The organism is Arthrobacter sp. Y81, assembly GCF_002929335.1.
Taxonomy (GTDB): Bacteria; Actinomycetota; Actinomycetes; order Actinomycetales; family Micrococcaceae; genus Arthrobacter.
In genome coordinates, this window is the sequence record NZ_PJIL01000010.1 from 49,071 (window position 1) to 73,383 (window position 24,313).

Annotated in this window: 17 protein-coding genes; 7 read left to right on the forward strand and 10 right to left on the reverse strand. The window is 62.7% G+C overall.

All coding sequences use genetic code 11. The annotated features are described in order from the left end of the window. Nucleotides 1-11: 11 nt before the first annotated feature. Complete coding sequence (locus CXQ91_RS14350; RefSeq protein ID WP_104174591.1) at nt 12-725, forward strand: ABC transporter ATP-binding protein; 714 nt, start codon at nt 12-14, stop codon at nt 723-725. Here the strand turns inward: CXQ91_RS14350 and CXQ91_RS14355 are convergent. After that, nucleotides 686-1,048: a helix-turn-helix domain-containing protein gene (locus CXQ91_RS14355; protein WP_258074008.1), complete on the reverse strand. Its 363-nt coding sequence runs from the start codon at nt 1,046-1,048 to the stop codon at nt 686-688. The two genes, CXQ91_RS14350 and CXQ91_RS14355, sit on opposite strands and share 40 nt — an antisense overlap. Nucleotides 1,049-1,167: 119 nt before the next feature. Here CXQ91_RS14355 and CXQ91_RS14360 point away from each other — a divergent pair, with 119 nt between their 5' ends. Then, entirely contained in the window at nt 1,168-1,818 is a 651-nt protein-coding gene (locus tag CXQ91_RS14360) for an NAD(P)-dependent oxidoreductase (protein ID WP_104174593.1), read from the forward strand. A 9-nt stretch (nt 1,819-1,827) separates the two neighbouring features. Here the strand turns inward: CXQ91_RS14360 and CXQ91_RS14365 are convergent, their stop codons facing one another. The 5 genes from CXQ91_RS14365 to CXQ91_RS14380 all read right to left on the reverse strand — a co-directional run bounded on the left by CXQ91_RS14365 (nt 1,828) and on the right by CXQ91_RS14380 (nt 7,853). Continuing rightward, nucleotides 1,828-3,267 carry an NAD(P)/FAD-dependent oxidoreductase gene (locus tag CXQ91_RS14365; protein ID WP_104174594.1) on the reverse strand — a complete coding sequence of 480 codons (1,440 nt, stop codon included), beginning with the start codon at nt 3,265-3,267 and terminating at the stop codon, nt 1,828-1,830. Then, nucleotides 3,260-4,729: a glycosyltransferase family 87 protein gene (locus CXQ91_RS14370; protein ID WP_104174595.1), complete on the reverse strand. Its 1,470-nt coding sequence runs from the start codon at nt 4,727-4,729 to the stop codon at nt 3,260-3,262. The genes CXQ91_RS14365 and CXQ91_RS14370 overlap by 8 nt, the downstream gene beginning before the upstream one ends. A 202-nt stretch (nt 4,730-4,931) precedes the next feature. After that, on the reverse strand, nt 4,932-5,177 hold the full coding sequence (locus CXQ91_RS24505) for a hypothetical protein (protein WP_146072343.1): 246 nt from the start codon (nt 5,175-5,177) through the stop codon (nt 4,932-4,934). Between the two features lie 600 nt (nt 5,178-5,777). Continuing rightward, nucleotides 5,778-6,359 carry a histidine phosphatase family protein gene (locus tag CXQ91_RS14375; RefSeq protein WP_104174700.1) on the reverse strand — a complete coding sequence of 194 codons (582 nt, stop codon included), beginning with the start codon at nt 6,357-6,359 and terminating at the stop codon, nt 5,778-5,780. Nucleotides 6,360-6,362: 3 nt separating this feature from the next. Further along, complete coding sequence (locus tag CXQ91_RS14380) at nt 6,363-7,853, reverse strand: CCA tRNA nucleotidyltransferase (RefSeq protein ID WP_104174596.1); 1,491 nt, start codon at nt 7,851-7,853, stop codon at nt 6,363-6,365. Between the two features lie 208 nt (nt 7,854-8,061). On the opposite strand from CXQ91_RS14380, the gene CXQ91_RS14385 reads away from it, so the two are divergent. The 5 genes from CXQ91_RS14385 (at nt 8,062) to trxA (ending at nt 13,994) form a co-directional block, all read left to right on the forward strand. Next, nucleotides 8,062-8,562 carry an NUDIX hydrolase gene (locus tag CXQ91_RS14385; RefSeq protein ID WP_104174597.1) on the forward strand — a complete coding sequence of 167 codons (501 nt, stop codon included), beginning with the start codon at nt 8,062-8,064 and terminating at the stop codon, nt 8,560-8,562. Nucleotides 8,563-8,628: 66 nt separating this feature from the next. Further along, nucleotides 8,629-10,689, forward strand: coding sequence for a murein biosynthesis integral membrane protein MurJ (murJ, locus tag CXQ91_RS14390; protein ID WP_258073991.1), 2,061 nt, complete (start codon nt 8,629-8,631; stop codon nt 10,687-10,689). Nucleotides 10,690-10,854: 165 nt separating this feature from the next. Continuing rightward, the gene (locus CXQ91_RS24760) at nt 10,855-12,465 is read left to right on the forward strand and encodes an ABC transporter substrate-binding protein (protein WP_181038895.1); all 1,611 of its coding nucleotides are present in this window, start codon (nt 10,855-10,857) and stop codon (nt 12,463-12,465) included. 208 nt (nt 12,466-12,673) lie between these two features. Next, a complete protein-coding gene (trxB, locus tag CXQ91_RS14410) occupies nt 12,674-13,630 on the forward strand; it encodes a thioredoxin-disulfide reductase (protein WP_104174601.1) in 957 nt (318 codons plus the stop codon). A 37-nt stretch (nt 13,631-13,667) separates the two neighbouring features. After that, the gene (gene trxA, locus CXQ91_RS14415) at nt 13,668-13,994 is read left to right on the forward strand and encodes a thioredoxin (protein ID WP_011693983.1); all 327 of its coding nucleotides are present in this window, start codon (nt 13,668-13,670) and stop codon (nt 13,992-13,994) included. 5,826 nt (nt 13,995-19,820) lie between these two features. Here trxA and CXQ91_RS25290 read toward each other — a convergent pair. The 4 genes from CXQ91_RS25290 to rsmG form a co-directional block, all read right to left on the reverse strand. Beyond that, nucleotides 19,821-19,955 carry a hypothetical protein gene (locus CXQ91_RS25290; RefSeq protein WP_258073993.1) on the reverse strand — a complete coding sequence of 45 codons (135 nt, stop codon included), beginning with the start codon at nt 19,953-19,955 and terminating at the stop codon, nt 19,821-19,823. 1,291 nt (nt 19,956-21,246) lie between these two features. Next, nucleotides 21,247-22,440 carry a ParB/RepB/Spo0J family partition protein gene (locus tag CXQ91_RS14425; protein WP_104174603.1) on the reverse strand — a complete coding sequence of 398 codons (1,194 nt, stop codon included), beginning with the start codon at nt 22,438-22,440 and terminating at the stop codon, nt 21,247-21,249. Between the two features lie 65 nt (nt 22,441-22,505). Then, complete coding sequence (locus CXQ91_RS14430) at nt 22,506-23,573, reverse strand: ParA family protein (RefSeq protein WP_104174604.1); 1,068 nt, start codon at nt 23,571-23,573, stop codon at nt 22,506-22,508. A gap of 87 nt (nt 23,574-23,660) precedes the next feature. Further along, nucleotides 23,661-24,311, reverse strand: a complete 651-nt coding sequence (gene rsmG, locus CXQ91_RS14435) for a 16S rRNA (guanine(527)-N(7))-methyltransferase RsmG (RefSeq protein WP_104174605.1) — start codon at nt 24,309-24,311, stop codon at nt 23,661-23,663. Between the last annotated feature and the right edge of the window lie 2 nt (nt 24,312-24,313).

Here is a 24,313-nt window from a genome sequence, read left to right on the forward strand (position 1 = left end):
AGGAATACTCATTGGATACCGCGCTCAACCTCGTCAACGTAACTCTCGAGTACCCGGACGGAGACGGCACGCTGAAAGCGCTGGACCGGGTAAGCCTCGCACTCGGCGCCGGGGAGTTCCTGGCCCTGGTGGGCCCGTCAGGGTCCGGAAAGTCCTCGTTGCTGGCAGTCGCTGCGGCGTTGATCCGCCCGACCTCCGGTGTGGTCACCGTTGACGGCCAGGAAGCCACGGGCCTGCGCGACGCCGGGCTGACGGCATTGCGCCGGGAAAAGGTGGGCATCATATTCCAGCAACCCAATCTGCTGCCGTCCCTGACGGCAGTCGACCAGCTCATCCTGGCTGACCACCTGCGCGGGAAGCCACTGGCGGCCGCGCGCCGGAGGGCAGCCGAGCTATTGGAAATGGTCGGACTCGCTCCGGTCCGGAACAAACGCCCGCATCAACTGTCCGGTGGCCAGCGCCAGCGCGTGAACGTTGCGCGCGCCCTGATGGGGCGTCCTGCCGTACTCCTCGTGGACGAACCGACGGCGGCACTGGACCACGAGCGGAGCGGGGAAATTGTCCGGCTCCTGCGGGAGGTCACCGACGAATTTAGCGTGGCCACCGTGATGGTCACCCACGACACCGAATTCGTGCCGCTGACGGATGCCGTGGCCACCATGCGGGATGGCCGGATCTCTGCCCGTCAGCCCTCCGGCAGCGCCCCGGCACGGGCGTCATCGTAGGCGTCCCTGGCGTCCAGGATGCTGGGAACGTTTGACTCGGCCCAGTCCCGGAGGATCGCGAGGGGACCCAGCAGCGACTCCCCCAGGCCGGTCAGTTGATAGTCGACGCGCGGGGGAACCTGGGCGAACACTGTCCGGATTATCAGCCCGTCCCTCTCCAGCGTCCTGAGGGTCTGGGTCAGGACCTTGGGCGTAATGACGTGGACGTGCTTGCGCAGTTCGGAGAAACGGACGGGCCCGTCCGCGAGCACCTGGACCACAAGCGACGCCCATTTGTCCCCGATCCGTTGGAAAACAACGCGGGACGGGCACAGCGGATCCATGATGTCGGCACCGGGCCTCAGGCCGGGCAGATGGGTATCCAAGCAGCACCTCATTTCTCTTAAGCCAACGGTATCCTATAGATACTATGAAGTCCTACGGTACCAACGCTAGGAGTGGCATGAAAATTGCGGTGTACGGTGCCACCGGGATGGTGGGCGGCCAGATCGTCAAGGAGTCGCTGCGGCGGGGGCACGACGTAACGGCCGTCTCGCGGACGGGCGCCCCCGTCCGGGGTGCCACGGCATGCAGCGCCGAACTGGCGGATGTCCGCACGTTCGCGAACATAGCCAAGGACCACGACGCCGTAGTGCTGGCCACGGTGCCCAGCCGCACCGGCGGCGACCACGGTGAGTGGCTGGCGGCCATGACGGCCGCCTTCAGCCACGCCGGCGATACGCGGCTGTTGGTGGTGGGCGGTGCAGGGGCGCTCGAAATCAATGGTGTCCGGCTATGCGATTCCCCCAATTACCCTGAGCCGTACCGGCCCGAGGCCCGCACCATGGCAGCCGCCTACGACGAGATCCGGTCAGCCCCGGAGGCCCTCGACTGGACCGTGGTTGCCCCTGCGCCCGTCATGCAGCCGGGTCCCAGGACCGGCATGTACGTCACGGCGAAGGATTCGCCCGCCGGCCCTTCCATCTCCACTCAGGACTTTGCGGTGGCGATGCTGGACGAGTTGGAGTCCCCGTCCCATCACCGTGCCCGCTTCACGGTGGCAAACCCTGAAGGAGCGATGGCCCGGGATGCTCCCGCCTATCCCGTCTCCTGAACTGGAGGGCTAGAGGCCCAACCGGGGCAGCGGCAACCCGAATATGTCCTTGAGTGCATATTTAGCGGCATGGAAGCCCGGCATGCCGGTCACACCGGGACCGGGCGGGGTCGACGAGGAACAGAGGTAGACACCGGCCAGCGGAGTGCGCCACGGCACGGGGCTGATTACCGGCCGCTGGATCAGCCCGCGGAGATCCATCAGCCCGGCAGCGAAATCTCCGCCGACGTAGTTCTGGTTGTACTCGGCCAGCCCGGCCGCCGTCGTGACGTGGACCTGGACCACGAGGTCCCGGAAACCCGGGGCGAACCGTTCCAACTGGGCCGAAACCGCCTCCGTCATATCAACCGCTGAACCCGCCGGAACGTGGCAGTAGGTCCACAGGATATGCCGCCCCTCCGGAGCGCGGGAGGCGTCAAAACGTGACGGCTGGGACACCAGTACGTATGGCCGCTCTGGGTGCTTCCCCGCAGCCACAAGGTTTTCGGCCTCGGCCATCTCGGCGCGTGAGCCGCCCACATGGACTGTTCCGGCGTCGGTCAATCCGGCTGCGGCCCACGGCACAGGTCCGGACAGGATGAAGTCCACTTTGCAGGCCGCGTTGCCGAAGCGGAAAGACTCCAGCGACCGGCGGTAACCGGAAGGCAAGCTGTCACCGGCAAGTCTGAGCAGTGCAGGCGGCGCAATATCCAGGAGCGTCGCCTTGGCCGCCGGCAGCTCCTTCAGGGAGCCGATCGGCCGCCCGGTTTCGACGGTCCCGCCATGGGCTTCGATGTCCCGGACCATGGCACGGGCGATCGACACGGACCCGCCCACGGGTATTGGCCAGCCCTGCGCGTGGGCCAGCGTCCCGAGCATCAGCCCGGCTCCCGAAGGTGCCAGTGACGGCAGCCGTCCCACGGAGTGCGCGGCAACACCGGTCAGGAGTGCCGGCGCCAGCTCGTCCCGGAATCTGGCACCCCATGCCGGTGAACCCTGTTCGAGCGTCCGCAGCCCGAAGAGGATGGCTGCAAGCGGATCGTGCGGGATGCGCAGGAGCTGGTTGAGGGTGAAGTCGGCTACGCCGTTCGCCCGGCGTACGAGCGGTGCCATCAGGCGGCGGTAGGCGGGGCCGTCGCGCCCCAGCCCTGCAACCGTCCGGTCCAGGGAGTGGTACGCCAGGGCAGCCCGGCCGCCGTCCAGGGGCGACCCGAAGGAGAGCTCCGGCGTGATGAGCTCCACGCGCCGGGACAGCTCGAACGACCGGAAGAAGGGCGACGCAAGCGCCATGGGCTGCACGGCCGAGCAAATGTCGTGCAGGTGGCCCGGCTGCATCAGCTCGGACGTCCGGAGTCCGCCGCCAGGGGTGCCGGCTGCCTCATACACATGCACCTTGAGGCCCGCGCGGGCCATTGTCACCGCAGCGGCGAGTCCGTTGGGACCGGAGCCGACGACGGCGACGTCAGGCATTGCTGGCCGCCCGCCGCCAGGGGAGGACCGAAGAGGCAGGATCTCCCGGATTCAATCGCAGCCAGTCCCGGGCGCCATCGAACGCGCCGCCCTGGGGATCGTCCAGCGCATGGCGGCGGATGATGTCGTAGCCCGGGTCCCAGATGTCCCAGGCCACACGGGCCATAAGGTACGCAGTGGCGATCATGTGCAGGCCCACTGCCAGCACGTAGTACGGCATATCGATATTGTGCTGCGTCGGGCCGCCGCTGGTCACCTGTCCCAGGTACATCCACACCGCCGCCCAGTGCAGTCCTTCGATCCCCTGCCAGATGAGGAAGTCGCGCCAGCGCGGGCGGGCCAGGGCCAGCAGGGGGATCAGCCAGATGACGAACTGGGGTGAATAGACCTTGTTCGTCAGGATAAAGGCCGCCACAATCAGGAACGCCAGCTGCGCCAGCCGGGGGCGGCGGGGTGCCGTCAGGGCCAGGCCTGCGATGAGCACGCAGCTGATGAGGAAGAGGTTGAGGGCGAGGGTGTTGATCGCCTCCGGCCCCAGGACCGGCCATTGCAGGCGCCCGGCCACAAGGTTGTACGCGAACCAGGGGGAGCTGTATCCGGCCGGGCGGTCCTCCGTGAATTGGTAGAAGTACTTCCAGCCGGAGGGGTTCATAGCGGCAATGGGGATGTTGACGGCGAGCCAGGCCGCTGCGGCTGCGGCGGCCGTGACCAGTAGAGGACGGATCTTCCCCGTGCGAAGGGCCAGCAGGAGGATCGCGCCGAAAACCAGGACCGGATACAGCTTGGTGGCCGTGCCCAATCCGATGAGGATGCCGGCCAGCACCAGCCGTTCGCGCGAGAAGAAGTACATCCCGACGGCCAGCAGCCCGACCGCCCACATGTCCCAGTTGATCACTCCGGCGAGGATGATCCCGGGCGCGACGGCCACCATGGCGGCGTCCCACGGCCTGCGGCGGCTCATGCGCGCGGTGGCCAGGACCGTAACGATCCAGACGGCGGCGATCAGTGTGGCGTTGACGTCGAAGTAGCCGAGGATGCGGGCATCGGTGGCGCCCTGCCCGGGGACCAACATGGCTGTCAGCCCCGCAATAATTCCCATCAGGACGGGATATTCGAAGAAACTGCCCTCGCTGAAAAAGGGGAAGGTGCCGTCGCCCAGGCCGCGGTTGCGGAAAAGTTCCGGGAAATCCGAGTAGCAGGTGGAATAGAACTGGCCCGGCGAATCCCAGCCGTTTGCCCGGCAGTAGTTCTTGACCAGGACACTTGCCAGGGCGGCCAGCACGGTGAGGACGATGAGGACGCGTTCGACGGTGAAAATTCCGGGCGAGACGATGCCCGGTGCAGCCCGGTGGCCCATGGGGCCGCCGATCAGCTCGGTGAAGTTCCTGAGCAGGAGATCGCTTCGGCTCGGGATAACCAGGCGGGACCGTTTTCGGTGCGCCGGCGGCATAGTCTCCTGCATTCCTCGAGCTTACCGTCGCGTTTAGGGGATCAGGGTCCCCGTAGCGGCTTGGCCCGCCCGGGGGAGCGGCTCCGGCAAAACAAAAAGCCCACGCGTTGCCGCGTGGGCTTTTTGTGCATGGAGATCGGTTGCCGCCATCAGGTCCTCCTGGTTGATCCGTTCCCGGCTGCAGCCCGGGAAGTTCAGAAACGAAGGTCCGGCCTCAGCGGATGACGCCCATCTGGTGCATTACGACGTACACGTCTTCACGTTTCTGGTCGAGGAGCTGGCCGTCGAACAGCGTCTTGTCCTTCAGGGCAGGCCTCCAGCCAAGGCGCAGAACGCTCCGGAGCCTTTTCATCATGGTTACCTCCTTTCGGGGTGTGTTTCGCCGGTGCCGGACGCGGCGGGGTTCGACGCGGCGCTTTGCCTCGGTCGTGCTGACAGGGGTGCTGACTGTGGTGCTCACACTGGATCCTTTGATTGGTTGAATAGTGAATTCTCTTGGAATTGGGCATGACAATTAAGGCCAGTTAATTGCGGGAATTAATGGCTTGTATAAAGGCAGGGAAATACCCAGTGAATATACCCGCGCAAAAAATGCGCTAAGTAATTGGTGCGGTTCGCTGGGCGAAGGATGGCCCCTGGATGCAGTTACGCCGCCGTCCCCAACAAGAAGCTGGGTTCCGAACTATGGGGTGGTGTTGCGCAACCGCTCGGGCCCGCGCGGACGGCCGCCTGCCGCACGGCTTCCTTTGTCAGGAAGCCGGTCACCGATACCTCGGCCGCAAGGCCGGAGTCAGTGGGTCAGGAGACGGTCAGTCCGTGATTTGGGCGCGATACAGCAACAGAGGCCGGGGACGCGGTGATGGTCATCTTCCATCCGCTAGTCAAAGTAATCATTTTCCCAACCTCCTTTTCTGCTATGCCGCCGCCCAGTTGACTAACTGGACAACGCGCGCCGGTGACCCTGGCAGGACGCACTGGGGTCAGGAATAAAATTACACTAAGCCCAGGGCTTTTGCCTACTGAATTTAGAAGATTCTTCGAGATATTTGATAAATCGTCTTTATAGTCCCCAGCGGACCACAGCGGGGGTCTTCTTATCCCATCCCAGGGTGCAGACTTTCGCCGTGCCCAGGATGAAGTGCCGGCCTTCTTGCGGGTCCAGTCCAAGCCAGCGCGCGGTCAGTATCCTGGAGAAGTGTCCGTGGGCCACAATGAGCACGTTATCGAGTCCGGATTCCAGCACGCGGCCCACGATCTTGTCCGCCCGCGCTGCCACTTCCTCCAGGGCCTCGCCGTTGGGTACACCGTGGGTCCAGATCAGATACTCCGGGTTGTCCTTGCGGATCAGGTCCGAACTGATGCCTTCATAGTCGCCGTAGTTCCATTCCACCGCGAGGGGTTCCTGTTCGGCATCGGGGAAGCCTGCAAGTTCCGCCGTCCGGCGTGCCCGCCGCAGCGGCGAGGTCAGCACCAGGTCGAAGTCGACGCTGTCGAGGACCTTCCGTGCCTCCACGGACTGCTGCTCGCCTTCGACCGTCAGGGGAAGGTCCGTGAGTCCGGTGTACTGGCCGCTCTTTGACCATTCGGTTTCACCATGGCGCAGGATCCAGAGCTGGGGGCGGGCAGTGCTGTTGAGTGACATCACTTATGACTCCTCGGTAGTGGAAAGTTCGACGCCGGCGGCCGGCTCGTGGTGGGCGGCTTCAGGCTGGTCCGCCCACCACTCACGCAGCTTTGCCTCGGCTACAGCGGGTTCGAGCGGGCCGTACTCCATGCGCTGGTCAAGCAGGAACTTATAGGCCTTGCCCACCACGGGCCCGGGTTTCAGGCCAAGCAGGGCCATGATCTGGCCGCCGTCGAGGTCGGGCCGGACTGCTTCCAGTGATTCCTGTTCCCGCAGCGCCGCGATGCGCGCTTCAAGGTCGTCATAGGCGAAGGACAGCCGGTCCGCCTTGCGCTGGTTGCGGGTGGTCACGTCCGACCGCGTCAGCAGATGCAGGCGGTCCAGGAGGGGCCCCGCGTCGGTCACGTAGCGGCGGACCGCGGAGTCGCTCCAGCCGGCCTCGCCGTAGCCGTAGAAGCGCATGTGCAGCTCGACCAGCCGTGCCACAGCCTTGATGGTGTCGTTGTCGAAGCGGAGGGCCTTCATCCGTTTCTTGGTCAGTTTGGAGCCCACCATGTCGTGGTGGCGGAAGCTCACCGCGCCGCCCGGCTCAAAACGGCGCGTAGCCGGCTTGCCGACGTCGTGCATCAGTGCCGCAAACCGCAGGACAAAATCCGGGCCGGGCACGGGGCCCTCAGCGCCGGTTTCCATCCCTGCGGCCTGCTCAAGTACCTGGAGGGAGTGCTGGTAGACGTCCTTGTGCCGGTGGTGTTCGTCGGCCTCCAGGCGCAGGGCGGAAACTTCGGGCAGGACGAATTCGGCCAGGCCGGTGTCCACCAGGAGGTCTATGCCCACGCGGGGGTGGGTTCCGCAGATGAGTTTCACCAGCTCCTCGCGGATCCGCTCCGCGGAAATGATGGTGATCCGCTCCGCCATCTGCGTCATGGCCTGCTTCACGTCGTCGCGGACGGCCACACCAAGCTGGGAGGCAAAGCGGGCCGCCCGCATCATGCGCAGCGGGTCATCGGAAAAGGATGTCTCGGGGGCCCCGGGAGTGGCCAGCACGGAGGCGTGGAGGTCGCGGACTCCGCCGAAGGGGTCCACGAGTTCCATGGTGGGCAGCCGCAGCGCCATGGCGTTGATGGTGAAGTCCCGGCGAAGGAGGTCATCCGTCAGGGATGAGCCGAACGCGACGGCGGGCTTGCGCGACTCAGGATCGTACGCCTCGGCGCGGTAGGTGGTGATCTCGATCTGGAAGCCGGACTTCTTCATGCCGATCGTCCCGAACGCCCGTCCGATCTCCCAGAAGTTGTCCGCCCATTTACGGATCAGCGCCAGGGTCTGGTCCGGCGTGGCGTCCGTGGTGAAGTCGAGGTCGGGGGAGAGCCTGCCCAGGAAAAGGTCACGCACGGGCCCGCCCACCAGCGACAGTTCATGGCCGGCGTCGACGAAGCGCTGCCCGAGCTCCAGGACCACCGGGTCCACCTGGAAATCGACGGTGTGGGAGTCGGACTTTTGATGTGCGTGCGCCATAGTTACTTAAGCTTGTCAGAAAACCACGCCAACAAGCACCAATAGGGGCCGCGGAACCATGCCGTTACGTCGCGGGTTCCGGAAACTGCGTCACACGCAGTCCACTTTCTTGTCATGTTCCGGTCATCACCAAGGGGCAAGAGTCGTTAGAGTGGACTTCATGGCCCATCCCGTACCGAGTGCTCCAGGCAGGAGGACAAACCCACCGTTGCCGTCGGCAATCGGTGCCCATGTCGCGCCCGCCCAGCACCCGGGGCCGGCCTCGCTGCCTACCGTCGAGGAAGTCTCCGCCGGAGGCGTTGTTGTTGACACGTCCGACGGCGAGCTGAGGGTTGCGATCATCGCCCGCCTTAACCGCGGCGGCCGCCTCGAATGGTGCCTGCCGAAGGGCCACCCGGAGGGCAAGGAAAAGAACGAGGAAGCGGCAGTCCGCGAGATCGCCGAGGAAACGGGCATCAGCGGCAACATCCTGGCGCCGCTCGGCAGTATCGACTACTGGTTCACCGTCAGCGGGCACCGCGTCCACAAGACCGTCCACCACTACCTGCTTCGGGCCACGGGCGGCGAGTTGACCATCGAAAACGATCCCGACCAGGAAGCCGTGGATGTCGCCTGGGTACCCATCCAGGAGCTCGCACGCAAGCTCTCTTTTCCGAACGAGCGCCGCATTGCCGACCTCGCCAGAGAAGTCCTGCCGGAACACCTCTGAGGTCATGTGACTGATTCCATGAAGCGCCCGCGTGCGTAACTGCGCACCTTTGAGACGATGAAGGCCATGTCAGCAGCCAATCCAGCCACTCCCGAGCCGGGCTCGGCCGAATCCAAGTCTGTCCAGCCCGGAGAGGCGCGTTCCAGTGCCATCATGGCGGCCGGAACGCTCGTTTCGCGTTTCCTGGGATTCGGCAAAACCTGGATGCTGGCGGCAGCCCTGGGTCTGGGATCCACCGTCAACGACACCTTCATCAACGCGAACAACCTGCCGAACCTGATCTTCCTGCTCGTGGCGGGCGGCGTATTCAATGCCGTTCTGGTGCCCCAGATCATCAAGGCGAGCAAGGCTCCGGACAAGGGAGCGGACTACATCAGCCGGCTGTTGACGCTGGCCGTCCTGGTGCTGCTGACCCTCACGTTGCTGGTGACACTGCTGGCGCCGTGGGTCATTGACCTGACGACGCAAGGCTACTCGCCGCAGCAGAAGGCCCTGGCGGTGTCCTTCGCATTTTGGTGCCTTCCGCAGATCTTTTTCTACGGTCTGTATGCCCTGCTGACCCAGGTCCTCAATGCCCACGGTGCGTTCGGGCCCGCGATGTGGGCGCCGATCCTGAACAACATTGTCGCGATCGCCGGCCTCGGCATGTTCATCTGGACTTTCGGCGCCAACGTGACCAACCCCCACACCCCGGACACGTGGGACTCCAGCCAGACCTTCCTGGTGGCCGGATTCTCCACTATCGGTGTCATCGCCCAGACCGCCATCCTGCTGGTCCCGGTGTTCAGGCTCCGGCTCGGCCTGCGGCCGCGCTTCGGCTGGCGCGGGGTCGGGCTGGGCCAGGCCGCCAGGCTGAGCGTCTGGACCCTGGCGACGGCCGCCGTCGGGCAGTTGGCTTTCCTCTACGTCATGCGCATCGCCACGATCCCGGGTGCTGAACGGCTCCGCCTGGAACAGGCAGGGGATCCGGCCGCCGACACGCTGCCCGGCAACGCCGTGCTGGAGGTGGCCAGCCAGCTCTACCTGCTCCCACACTCCATCATTGCGCTGTCGCTGGCCACCGTGCTGTTCAACCGGATGACCAGGGCCTCGCAGGACGGGGACCAGGCTGCGCTGCGCAACGCGCTCTCGCACGGGCTGCGGACCATGGCCGTGGCGACGGTGTTCGGCGCCCTGGCCCTCTTCGCGCTTGCCGGACCGCTCGGGATGTTCTTCTCCGGCGGGGTGCGCCAGGACGGCGTCATGCTGGCCCAGACGCTGACCATCCTTGCCCTCAGCACACCGTTCATGAGCGCCAACTTCATGATGTCCCGTGTGTTCTACGCCAACGAGGATGCCCGGACACCGTTCTTCATCCAGCTGGTGCTGGCCCTCGTGAATGTGGTTGCTGCCTTCACGATCCAATTCCTGCCGTTCGATCAGATTATCTTCGCCATCGCCATCCTCTACACCGGCGGCAACATCCTGTCCGTGATCGTCAGCGCAGTCTTCCTGCGCCGGCTCCTGGGACATCTGGACGGCCCGCGGATCGCCAACTCCTACATCCGCATGGGCTACGCCGCACTGGGATCCGCCGTGGCCGGTGCTGTGGCCTTGTGGCTGATGGGCAGCTACAGCGCCGACGGCTTCGCCTGGAGCACCCCTGCCGCCGCGTTGGTGACGATCGTCGTCGTCGGGCCCGTGATGCTCGCGGCCTATCTGCTCCTCCTGAAGCTCTTCCGTGTGACCGAACTTCGTGACCTGCTGCAGCCGCTGCTGGGCCGCCTGGGCCGCGGCTCCGTTGCCGCTGCCCGTGTGCCGGCGGAATCCGCCGGAAGCACCCCCTCAACGGGGCGAACGACGCCGCAACGCGCCACCGTCTCGGTGGACACCGGCCTGATCCCGCGCATCTCGGGTGAATTCGACGCCGCGTCGTTCCGTGCCGGACCGCAGGTTGAGGAACCATCGGAAAGCCGGGACGAACCCTCTCCGGATTCCACGGACGGCTACCTCCCCGCCGAGGATCTTCCCAATACCGCTCGGGGAAGCATTGTGCGCGAAGAGATTCCGCTGCCGGGCCGCAGGACTTATCAGGGCACGGCCGGCCACAACCCCTACTTCAGCCACCGTCGGAAGAAGAAAAGGTGACAATGCGGCGGTTTCACCGCGCCTGTCTCACACGGCCGTTATGCTCCATCGGCTAGGATCAGAAGCTAACTAGGGTAATTACAGACCAGAAATTAACCGGCTAACCGGTGGATCCGCTTTGGCATGACCGAAGCGGCGATTCCCCGGACAGTCTAGGAGGAACCCGTGTCCCACCCGATCGATGTTGGATCAGTGCTCGGCGGCCGCTACAAGGTCACCGCCACCGTATTGACCTCACACGACCATGATCTGGTGCTGGATGGTGTTGACCAAGTCCTCAACCGGCCGGTGAGCATCCTGGTTGCGGGTCCGGACAATGCGGAGCAGGTGGCCCAAAGCGCCCGCGAGGTTGCCACCGGAGAACGTCCGGGAAATGTCCAGATCCTGGACCTGGGCGTCAGCGATGCCACAACCTACCTGATCACCAACCACACGTCAGCTGCCGATCTCCTGGACCTTGTGGTTGCGTCCCACCCGCCCTACGTTGAGCCCTTCTTTACGGACACGCTCGGCAGCGAGATTTTCGGCCAGGCACGGTCCCACGAGCCCGAGACCTACGACGGACTCTACGACGAAGAAGAAGTCGACGCCGGCTACATCAACTACGGCAACAACAAGCCCGCCGGTCAGGACGGCAAACAGTCGACGCCCCCGGTGGTGCCGCCTCGCGCTGCACCGGCGCGCCCGGCGTCGGCACCCTCCCTTGGCTCCTCCGGTGCCGGTGCGGCCAATGGACGCGGACCCGGGGCCGGGGCTGCAGCCGGTGCGGCCGGGGCCGCCGGGCTTGCTGCCGGAGCAGCAGCGGCGGGCAAATCGTCCAGGGGTCCTTCCACCGCACCCCAGGCGACCACCCCGCAGCAGGCCGTTTCCCCACAGGCCAGCACACCGGCGTCAGCGCCCAGCGGACAGCGGAACACCGAAGCGCTAAGTGCCCAGGCTCCGGCTGCGGAATCTCCAAAGGTGTCCCTGTGGGCCGACGATGACTATGACTACGGGGATGAAGCGGCGCCCTCCACCGGACCCGCCAAGACGGCGCGGGAGCGCATGGCCGGCACTTTCCCGGCTTTTGCCCGAAACAGTCGCAACGACCAGACAGACGAATACTACGACGACGACGAGCCGGTGGAGCGCGAGCCCCGGTCAATGCGATGGCTCGTGGGCGGGCTGCTGGCCGCCGTACTGGTAGTAGGCCTCATCTTTGCCGTATCCAACCTGGGAAGCCTGTTCAAGAGCGAGCCCCAGAGCAATCCCGCCCCGGGAACCTCCGGTGTGTCCCAGCCGCAGACGTCAGGGGAGGCCACCCCGAGCCAGTCATCCTCACCCGTGGCAGGCCCGCCGGCGGTCGACGGAGTATCCCGCCTGGGCGACTTTGACTTTGCCGCCACCTATGACGGCGACCTGTCAAAGACCTTTGACGGCAACGGTGCAAGCTACTGGTCGGATATGGAGTTCGCCACGGACAACTGGGGCGGCCTGGCTCCTGACGTGTCACTCGTCGTCAAACTGAAGAGTCCGTCGAAAGTCTCTTCCATCACCCTCAGCCAGCTGGGCGGTTCCGGCGGCAGCATCAGTGTGCTGACGAATGACCGCCCGTCCATGGAGGGTGCCAAGCAGGTTGGAAGCAACAGCTTCACCTCGCCGGACCTGACCATGCCGCTGTCTGAGCCTGTGACGGCGCAGTATGTGATTGTGACCATCAAGAACCTCCCCAAGCTGGCGGCGCCCAAGACACGCTTCGGCTACGGACTCCGTCTCGCCGAGATCAAGGTCCAGTAGGCATCCCCAGGCCCGGCAGCAACGGGTTCATGAACGCGCTCGAGGCCCGGTAACACGGCGTCTCCCGGCCCGACGAGACGGTACCCTGAGTGGTGGCGTCTTGTTGGGCTACCGCCTTCCCCGGAATATTCAGCACCAACTATGGGTTGTGCCATGTGGCCGGCCAGCAAAAGCAGGCGCATCGACTAAGGAAGAGGTTCACCGTTCAGTGAGCAACGCAGAAAACACCGCGTCCCAGGTACGTGATGTCATCATCGTCGGCTCCGGCCCTGCAGGCTACACGGCTGCAGTCTATACGGCACGAGCCAACCTGAAGCCGCTGCTCCTTGCCGGTTCCGTCACTGCCGGTGGGGAACTGATGAACACCACCGACGTGGAGAACTACCCCGGGTTCCCTGAGGGCATCATGGGCCCGGACCTGATGGAGAACTTCGAAAAGCAGGCCGCCCGTTTCGGCACGGAGATCCAATTCGAGGACGTCACCGCACTGGACCTCGACGGCGACATCAAGACCGTCACCATCGCCACGGGGGAGACCTTCCAGGCCCGCGCCATCATCCTCTCCACCGGATCGGCTTACCGCGAGCTCGGCCTTCCGAACGAGAAGCGACTGTCAGGCCACGGCGTTAGCTGGTGTGCAACCTGCGACGGTTTCTTCTTCAAGGATCAGGACATCGCGGTTATCGGCGGCGGAGACTCCGCCATGGAGGAAGCACTGTTCCTCACCAAGTTCGCCAAGTCAGTCACCGTCGTTCACCGCCGGGACACGCTGAGGGCCTCCAAGATCATGGCGGACCGCGCACAGGCCCACGAGAAGATTAATTTCGTGTGGAACACCGCCGTTGACGACGTCCTCGGCGGAGACAAGGTCACCGGCCTGAAGCTGAAGAACCTTGTGGACGGCACCGAGTCGGAACTGGCTGTGACCGGCGTCTTCGTGGCCATTGGAAACGATCCCCGCACCGACCTGATCAAGGACACGCTGGACCTCACTCCGGAGGGGACCATCGCCGTCGAGGGCCGCAGTTCCAAGACGAGCGTCAAGGGCGTATTCGCTGCCGGCGACGTTGTGGACCCCACGTACCGCCAGGCAATCACTGCGTCCGGCTCAGGCTGCGTTGCAGCTATCGATGTCGAGCACTACCTCGCAGACTTCCACGCCTAAACAGCGCACTATTGATCCGAAGGGAAACAACAAGCTAATGAGCAACGCAAAAGACGTAACGGACGCAAGTTTCAGCACGGATGTACTGTCGGCCGACAAGCCGGTCATCGTGGACTTCTGGGCCGAATGGTGCGGTCCCTGCCGCAAGCTGGGCCCGATCCTGGACGAGATCTCCGTTGAGTACAGCGAGAAGGTCAATGTCGTCAAGGTAAACGTTGACGACAACCCGGCTATCGCAGCCGAGTACGGCATCACCTCAATTCCGGCCGTCTACCTGTTCCAGGGTGGCGAGGTGAAGAACACCGTCATCGGCGCCAAGCCGAAGCAGTTCTTCGAGAAGGAATTCGCCGACGTCCTGTCGTAGCTCGTTGACCGCCTAGGGCCGATCAAGCGCCGCGGGCTCCGGTCGCAGAAACGGTGGCCATCACTCATCAGGGTGATGGCCACCGTTTTTCGTTTCTTGGGCGATGTCCCGGTGGGTTGGGAGTATTCGCTTGAGATGCAAGTAGCCGTTTGAGGTGGGAATCAAGGCTTGAGGCGTGAGTGGCTCCAGTGGGCAACTGGGGGAGTCGCTCAGAGAGCCCAACTCTGGTGAGTTGTATCAAACGGTGCTCTTCTTCAGAACGGCCCCTGGCCGACGCTACGATTTTGCCCTTACCTGGGGACACTGCAACCCGTCCGGATACGGTCCTGGGGGGTACCAGCACCTGAAGAAGCGGATCTGACGGCAACTGTTTCACGTGAAACAATCTGACCTAAATGCGTGAAGGCCGATGTGGTCGGAGTCGACCGGGCGTGTGGCCCCAAGGAGGTTCGCGCCGGCGAAGGAGGGAATGACGGCGCAGTCTCGTTCACCAGTTTCTGAATGCCGATGTTTCACGTGAAACAGGAAACTGGGGGAATGGCACATTCCTAGTCTGGGGATGCCTCGAGTCCTACGACTTCACGGCACCCTTTCTTCCCGGTTGCCACCGACCTATGCACGCCGCGCCAAGTGCCCTAACCACTAACGGCAAACCCTTACAGATTTCGGAGGGAACGCACGCATCCCAGGTTCCGGAATCTCTGCTCTGGAACCTCCAAGTCGCGTACAGCATGTCGTTGGCCCCCTACCCCGGACCGCGGGAGCGCGTCTCCGCTTGGCCCGTCATGAACCCACAGGGTCGCAGCTAGGGGATGGGCGTGCGCGCAGAAGTGGCCATTGCGTCCGTGCAGCTGCACCGCCAAGGCGTGTCCGAGTTGATTTCCACCGGCGGCGATTTCGACTTGATCCACTGAGTCCACTTTGGAGCGCCTATCGCCGGCGACGTTCAAGCCGGTGGCCGCTTCCCGAGGTGGAAAACACGTAGACGCGTCGCACCCACAGAACGCTAGGCATGCGGGCAAGTCGAAGGCCCAAATGGAGTGCACCCGGATCATGTGATCGATGTTCCCATCGGATCCGAGAGCTTCCAGAATGCGTTGCACGTCAGGGGCCCGGGAGTCCCGGAGATCAACGAACGTCGTCCGGCGGAGGGCATAGGACACTATTCGCCGACGCGCGTGGGACTTCTTGTCGGCTTCAAGTACCAGGAGAATGTGGCTATGAACCACTATTGTGTGCTGATGAGTTCTTCCCTAGGGGTTTCGATTGGTTCAGGTGCCACATGGGTCGAGTCTGCACCCAAAATAGCTCGCTCTCCGCGGCTAATCGAACGGCCTCTGGACCGGCTGTTTTTTGCTGCCGTTACCGGGATTCACTTCTGCGTCATCGAAGCCCGCCCGCCGCACGCTCGGAACTTGGAACAAGGCCGGGCGGCCAAGGTCCTCAGAATCGAACCCAGCAACTGATAACGGACCGTGGGGTACGGGTCACGCAAGGGAGCGGGGTGCAGCCCGACGACGGCGATCTGCCATTCGTCCCGATCACGTCAAACGAGGAATCACCACCTGGGGTGCTCGAACGTTTCACGTGAAACATCCGAGACGACGGGCCGTTCCAAAGCTCAATCACTTCCCAGTGCGAACCACCAGGCCAAGCCCATTGCGAACCTCACGGCCCAGCCCAGTTTGCAGATCAGAAGCGCACCATGGGGCAACACTGATGCTCAGCCCTGCTGAAGGGGAGCAGCGGTGTGGGGAGCAATTCCAAGGCTCGACGATGCCCGGACAGACCTGAATCCCTACGCCTCGAGGGTGAATTTCGGGGCACCGCAGCCTATCCCGCTATTGTGTGCACTTGTTGGCTCTGCCGGCAGGGGCCACTCTGCCCACTACGGTGATCCAGCTGAAGTGGAGATTGCACAGCCGGCTATTCCCGCCAGGGACTGAACCGATCTGATCGGTGGTCCTCCGGTCGGCTGCTCCGTGAAAACAAACCCTGTTGTGGCAACTACTACCGGACCGCACTTGGATCTCCACCGCAGGGTTTACGCCGCCCCTAAACGGACCGCGAAGCACTCCACCGATCGCTATTTCAGCGGGCACTAGCAGTCGCCCATAGTCCAATTGGCGCTGGAGGTCATGTATTGCGGCATCCAGGTGTATATCTAACTGCTCCACATTCTGAACTGTCATTCCGGAAGTGGGTCGACAGCTCGGCGGGCCCCAATATTGTTTCACGTGAAACAGTGCGCCAAATGCGTGTGGGAACCGCTCGGACCATCACCGTGTACTCTTCCGGGGGCACATGGACAGCACGAGCGGAGGGATACCGAACGAACGCAGGAAGGAAAGGGGAATCGGGTGCCCCGGCTTCTTCAGCCAATGTTGTGGGCTGCGCTGGAAAGGCAATGTGCGCCGCACACGGCGCCAAAACCAAGCGGACGATGTGGGCCTGGAAGGTGATGGGACACGGAACGCCCAACTATGTTTCACGTGAAACACGGATTTCATTTGCACTTAGTAACCGATCTGGATTTCACGGCATCGTCTAGAGGACCTTCGGAGTTCAATGTGCGGGAATAGCCAAAGGAACACATCGCGGCCCAAGTGGCTTCTTGCGGGCTACGCCCCGGGCAGCACGAAGAAGTGTGTCGCATGATTCGCGAAGCAATGCGGCGCTATCCACTTCCAATCTCCTGCAGGGGCAGCAACCGCCCTCAGTCATACAGCTACTCACGGCATCATTCAAGGCTGTGGTAGATCGGCAGTCGGTCTCACTAGCCACCAGAACCAGCCTGTCCTGACCATATGCTGGGCTCCTGTCGTCTCCGCTTAGAAGCTGACACCAGCAACGGGCGTAAACAATTGATCATATGCCCGGCCACAAGTTGCGCGTGCAAAATCCAGCGATCGAGGAAGCTTCTTTCGAACCATCATGTCCAGGGAACATCGGTTGCTGCTGCGCGAAGATCTGGCCTGTCCACTGTGGTGCAAGTGGTCCCAGTCTGGTGGAGCGGCGGCTCTCTCACCGCTTCTCTAGGGGCGCAACCACACGCCCGCGTTGTTGCCGCCACTGCACGCCCGGCCTGGTGCGTCGCTAGGGATCTCTACGGAAGCCTACAGGAGGCACGCCGACAGATCCGCGCACTGACTCCAACAGCCCATGGCTCAGACTACAACGGGAGCTCCGTGATTCCGAGACTATCGATGATTCATCTCGATCCTCCGGCTGCCCTGAACCCGCCGCATCAAGCTGCTTGCATTCCGAACAGGGCGTCCTGATCCAGGCGGGCCGCTCCTGCCAGACTGGAAGTGGATCCCGAGGAGCGCCATGCGCCGGCGTCTCGGCCAGCACCCACCCTTGCCGGATACGTTGAGCCACCAACCATAACGACTTCACGCGAAGTCGCCCGTTGCAGCCTCCCGACCACACATACATGTGCCATCGCGAATCCCGGCCGGGCAGATCATCCGGACAGTGTACGGCTCCCCCCGAGGACTAGCCGCAAAGGCGCTGAACGTCGATGCGTAGCCGTGCACCACTGCCAACGGATTCCGAGCGCGAGACTGGAGAACGCCTCTCAGGGCGGACTGCTCTGCAGCCCGGCTCAAACTGGTCCGTGGGACCTGCCTCGAGGGAGTCTTGGGGACCTGACCCGAGATGGAGCTTGAGCGCTGTACCTGGCGCACGCACCCTTCGGTGTCTTAGTCGAATGTCCACTTTGGCCGGGCGGGTGAGAAGGACCATCTCATGGATCCCGTACCACTGGACGCTGACAAACACGGTTCCTACTAGAGGCTCGGCACCTGCCATAGCTTCATCCTTATCGACGGCGCATGGGGTGCGGGTCGGGTGAAGAGCCCCGAGGTCTCCATCTTTTCGGGCCATTCAGACTGGGCACAAGGCGTTCATCGGAGCATTCGATGCCAACCATCAGGCACTGGCTGGGACGATTTTGCGCCAGGGAGGCTTCTCTTTCTGCGGCGTTCCCGAGGCAATCACACGAACTTCTTCACTGTGATGCGCCTGTCGGGCGCACAGCCGGATATCATTCGATTCACCGCGGAGCAGTCCTGCAACCAGCTTTTCCCCAGTTCTGATTCATTTCTCCACAGACGATATCCACAAGCTTATCCACAGGCCGGGCGGTGGGGTACTCATTGTGACTTTCGACATATCCGACTCGGTTATCGGTCGACCCTCGCGTGTGGCGCGAGTCACTTAAAGCGACGGTTGTGAAGTGTACTGATTATTCATCAAGATGAGACGCAAAAGACGCTAGAAACGGGCGATATTGGCCGAAATTGCTGCATTTTGGCGCTGCTTCGCCTCGAATGGAACGGCGAGCGATGTTTCACGTGAAACACGCAAGGCGACGACGCAAAAACGGCCTTTCGGCCTGCTGACGTTCGCCCGCGTAGGACCTGAGTGAGAGCGTGTCATCCCGGCTCTATCCACAAAGTTATCCACAGGGATATCCACCACGTTATGCACCTCGTTATGCACCGGTGTGTCCGCTCCGCCTGGTCTTGGGCAAGGGACTTGGAGACCTTCACGCGCCACCCCAAGGGTAAGAGAAGACTCCGCGCCGCAGGACCAGAGACATCACAATGCCAGCGAGAGAACACATACTGGACCTCCTTGTTGTCGCTTCTTCCTGGGTTCAACGGCGTCGTGCTCAAACGATGGTGATGTGGGGATGCCCAGAGTTTCGGCTAGGCCGGCGCCCCCATTGGCAGGCCGCCGGATCGCGGACGCGATTCGAAAGGAACGACACATCCGGATCGGCGGTCAACGAGCAAAGTCGACGCGCAGACCCCGCAAAGGCGCGGCCTCCTAAAAGCAAAGTTGGGCTACGGGCAGCAGCGCACGAAAATTCATTCTATGGTTTCCAGCCAGGCACCACCCGCCGCGGGGTTCCGAGCAACGGTTCAAGACCAGGATCACTCGCGTCGCTATGGGAAGGAACGTCCAGGCGGTTCGATACGACGCGAGGAACTCGTCGTGAAACCCAATGACGCCCCCAGTGCGGCGGACTGCCGTGACTAGTGATCCATCGAATTCGCGCGCAGTCGACATTCCCGCGGGGGAGGCTGCCTACACTCGACGCGGGGCTAGCTGGAGTTGGCCGAGGCTTTCGATCGAGAATCTGCGGAGGCACTAGGGCTAGCCCGGTAGGTTGGGGACGCGGTTCTGGACGAAGAGGGATTCGAGAAAAACTGCGGCGGATTCAAGTGCATCTGACCGTCGGCCTGTCGGCGGCATCGCAGCCGCTGCACCGGGGGAGCCCAGCGCATCATAGCGTCGTGGGGCCATGGGCAATTGGGGTTCAATGGAAGAGTGTCCCTAATGGCTATCCACCACGGAATCGCAGAGCCATCTCCGTCCACGGCTAATTAAATATGACTACTTGGTTCAACCAGTATGTTCTACGTTTCACGTGAAACATACAGGTTCGATCACCATCCCCGATCGCCAGCTGACGGATCCTGAGTCGCACCAAAGTCGAACCCCGTCGTCGGCTCGGTTGCGGCTTCAGAGCATCGGCGCCTCCGCTGACGGCGGACCCGTAGCCACAGGGGAGACATAGTTGATGTCCTAACGAGACGTGGCCCCATGAGCGATTCAGTGTTGCGGCGTCGCCGCGGTCGACCACACATCGACTAGCCCAATACACGTCCTCGGAGGAAGGCGGGTCCGCCCGTCAAAGGCGATGACCACGTTTCACGTGAAACATCTCGGATCCATGCGCCGTCACCACCCGTCCCCTCTCCTTGCTCGTTGACCGTGCAACCTGGGCCCTGCATTCTGGGTACGCCCCCAAGATCAAGTCGAGTTGCCGACGAGCGCGTCATCAAAATCGAAGTCGCCGATTCCAACAAGCTCCTCTGCTGCAAAGTGGAGTTCACAGCAAGGAGTTACCTGATGACTGCCGCAACTACCAAACAGCTTGATCCTCACGGGAAGTACTCCTTCGGCGCTGACAGCCACCAACAGACTGCCCGCGAGGCATGCTGTTGCAGCCTAAACAGGGGCGGAAGCAACACCAACAAGGGTCCTACGGACACAAGGACCAGTCTTCTGGAGGACTGAAATCCTGGCGATGGTCACACCATCGACGTAGACAGACCACGGTTTGGTGTATTGACCACGGCCTACCTGCCGTGGTTCTTGGCGCGCTATCCGCATCTGCACCCTCCTGAATGTGCCGGCAAAAACTACCGGATGAAGCGTGGCAGTAGTCCTTGGCGATGTCCATTCGCACCCCGTTCCAAGACAGTGTGGCATTGAGTCACCCAGTACTTGCGCCCCCACAGCCTCCGGAATCCGAGAATGCGCCAGACGGCATGCCCCATCATCCTCGTCGTGCCCAGTGCACCCGCAGCTGACCGCCGTGGCCACCGCGTTTCACGTGAAACATGACGGCATTTCAAACTGCGCAGCCCCAGGAGCTGGGAAGAGATATCAGGCCGAACGGAGGAGCCCAGAGGCAGACTCCCTGTCCTGACCACACAGATAGAACCATCGTGTCTGTTCCGCCCAACCTTCGGGCCACCAAAGAAGTCCATATTGGTGAAATCCGGCTTGTTCATCGTGTCGGCTGGCGCCGATGGCTTTCAATCAAATGCAGAGCATGACTCGGAGCGGCGTTCCGGAGCCGCAGCAGAGGGAATCGGATCGACTACCGCAGCAAAAAGAGTACGACCTCCTGATCGAACGGCACTCCTCCCACAGAAGCGTGCAGTGATGGCTGGGCTTGGCGACATCCCTTGAGGCGCGAAACCTACCGAGAAGGGGAGACAAGCGGTTTCCACGTAATTCCAGCTCACAAATCGTCCAATATAGGTGCTTCGGAACCGCTGTGTGCCCTGCGTAACGCTGCAGGCCCACCGTTCGCGGCTGGAGTGGCACTGGATCAGCAAACAGCGGACCGGGCCCCACAGAGGCCCCAGACTGCCTCAGGGAGCACTTCAGCAGCCCCGCAGAGCCCCATCCAGCCGCCCGTGCCAAGGGGGTTGCGTCGGAAAGCAGGGCGTCCCATCCCCACACGGAGCATCGCCGGATGTGACGCCAAACTAGCAACGCCCACGAGTCGACGCCCGCACAAGCGGCATCACTTCCAACTGCATGTGCAGCAACGACAGCAGCAGTACACAACTGCCCTGGCCCGACTTGAGCAACAACGCCGCTTCAAGGGACAAACGAAAAGGGCCTGTTTCACGTGAAACAGGCCCAACTCCGTGGTGCAGTCTTAGTTCTCGGAACCAGGTGACAGAACTTCCATGATCCGGTTCAGGTCTTCCACGCTGGCGAACTCGATGCTCACGCGCCCTTTCCTGGCGCCGAGGGAGATCTTGACATTGGTGTCCAGCCGGTCGGAAAGCGACGATGCGAGGTAATCCAAGCGTTCGTGGCGTGCGCCCGGGCGGGGGACGTTGTTCTTAGTGGGTGCCGCCGGGCTCTGGTACAGAGTGACAGCTTCCTCCGTTGCGCGAACCGACATTCCCTCTGCCACGATTTTCTGGGCCAGACGTTCCATCGCTGCCGCATCAGGAAGGGCAAGTAGGGCCCGTGCATGGCCCGCGGACAAAACACTGGCAGCGACCCGGCGCTGGACCAGCGGCGGCAGCTTCAGGAGACGGAGTGTATTTGAGACCTGGGGACGCGAGCGGCCAATGCGGTCGGCAAGCTGCTCGTGCGTCGTGCCAAAGTCCTCGAGCAGCTGCTGGTATGCAGCGGCTTCTTCGAGGGGGTTCAGCTGGCTACGGTGAAGGTTTTCAAGGAGTGCGTCCCGAAGCAGGTCGTCATCCGTGGTGTCCCTGACGATTGCCGGGATGGTTTCGAGCCCTGCCGCCTGTACTGCACGCCAGCGACGTTCGCCCATGACGAGCTCAAACGGTTCGCCACCTTTTTCGGTTGAAGTGCGGACCACAATTGGCTGGAGGACGCCTATTTCGCGGACGGAGTGGATAAGCTCCGCCATGTCGTCCTCATCGAAGACGGAACGGGGCTGCTTTCGGTTCGGATGAATGTCACCGACCGGAATCTCAGCGAACCGGACGCCGGGAACCTCCACCAGCTCCGGTCCGTCGTCGGTGTCCGTAGCCGGGCTTGAACCGGCCTCATTCTGTGCAGCAGCACCGGACTGCTTTGCGGCACCGGAGCTGGCAACAGTGTTCCGGGCAGCTGCCTTGTTTTCAGAAGTCTTTTCAGCCGAGGAATTCTCGGTCAGAGATTTCTCGGAGCTTGGCTTTTCTGGTGCCGAAGCAGCTGCGTCCTCTTCAATGAGAACGCTGGCGGCCGTCGTCGGCCTCTTCCTGGCTTCCGGGAAAAACAGGTCAACAGGGCGTGAAGGCGCTGCGCCGTTACCCGAAGCGTTAGCCGGAGCGGAACTTGGAATGAGTGCGCCAAGACCACGACCGAGGCCGCGTCGCTTATCGCTCATGGATAAATCCCTCCAATGGAAGAGCCCGGCAGACCCGGCTCTGGCTAGTGCAATTGTTGAAAATTCTAACGTTCAGCGATTTCCGCTGCGGCTTCCAAGTAGGAGAGTGCACCGCTGGAGGACGGATCGTAGGTCATCACAGTCTGCTGGTAACTGGGTGCCTCCGAGATCCTGACGGACCGCGGAACCACTGCACCAAGGACCTGGTCAGGGAAGTGCTGACGGACTTCGGCAGCCACCTGTGCTGCAAGGTTCGTGCGGCCGTCGTACATGGTGAGGAGAATCGTCGAAACAACCAGGTCCGCGTTGAGGTGCTTCTGGATCATTTCGATGTTCTTCAGGAGTTGGCTGAGGCCTTCCAGTGCGTAGTACTCGCACTGGATGGGGATCAGGACCTCGCCGGCGGCGCAGAAGGCGTTGACGGTGAGAAGGCCAAGGCTCGGCGGGCAGTCGATGAAGATGTAATCAAGACGCGCCTCGCCTGCCTTCTGGCGTTCCTTGGCGTAGACGTCAATCGCACGCCGAAGCCGCTGCTCCCTGGCAACGAGGGAGACGAGTTCGATTTCTGCACCGGCCAGGTGGATAGTGGCGGGGGCACAAATCAGGTTGGCTATGTCCGGGCACGGAGCCACAACATCCTTGAGGGGCAAATCGTTGATTAGGACATCATAGATGCTGTCCACATCCGCATGGTGCTCTATCCCGAGGGCCGTGGAGGCATTGCCCTGGGGATCAATGTCAATGACAAGGACGTTCAGTCCCGCAGCCGCGAGGGCAGCGGCGATGTTCACCGTGGTGGTGGTCTTGCCAACGCCGCCCTTCTGGTTTGAAACCGTGAAGACGCGGGTTTTCTCAGGCTTGGGAAGCTGCCGGCCGATCAAACGCTCACGGCGTTTGTTCTCGTGCGCGAGGTCGCGGGCGATGGGGCTCGAGTCATCGATGGAGTCCATGATGTTCCCGCTGACCGAGTTCGAAGTTTCACGTGAAACTGCGGTCGACTTGGAGCGGTTTGTAACCGAATTCAGATGATTCCACGAGTCACTCTGCGCGATTGAGGGCGCAACAATGGCCCGTGCGGACCCCAGGGACACAAACGGGGGTATCCGCTGTGTGGAGGCTTCGCTACTGGTCACTGTGACACACTCACTCTCATTCGGCTTTTTCTGCCGTTCACTAGCCTAACCGCTTCCCCCTAAAGTCCTGTGGCACCGGGCCAGCGGCTAGGCAATCTTTTGCTTCTTATTAACGATGATTCGGACCACAGTGGTGGGTTCCTCCAGGAGGTCCTCACCGACTACTACGACGGATGTCTGCACGCCACCGAGCTTCCGGATGGCTTTGGCAGCCTTCTCGATTTCCTCGCCGGCACTGCGTCCCTTGATGGCCACGACCTCGCCCTTGCCCGCAAGCAGGGGGATGGTCAGACCGGCCAGGTTCGACAACGCGGACACTGCCCGCGCCGTGACGACATCGGCGTTCACCATACCCACAGCCAGTTCGGCGCGGGTGCGCATCACGGTGACGTTAGTCAGCCCAAGATCGTCTACGACTTCCTGCAGCCAGATCACCCGGCGTTCCAGCGGCTCGATCAGCGTCAGTTCCAGATCGGGACGGGCGATGGCCAGGCACAAGCCCGGCAGCCCGGCACCGCTCCCAACGTCAGCGACGTGGCTGCCGGAAGCGATTTCCCGCTCAATGACGGCACAGTTCAGTACGTGTCGGCTCCAGAGCCGGGGAATTTCGCGGGGGCCGATGAGTCCCCGCTCGGTCCCGGAGGTCGCCAGGTGCTCCACATAGCGCTTCGCAAGTTCCAGGCGATCACCGAAGATCGCCTCGGCTGCCTTCAGCTCCGCGGCAGTGATGTCAACCATTG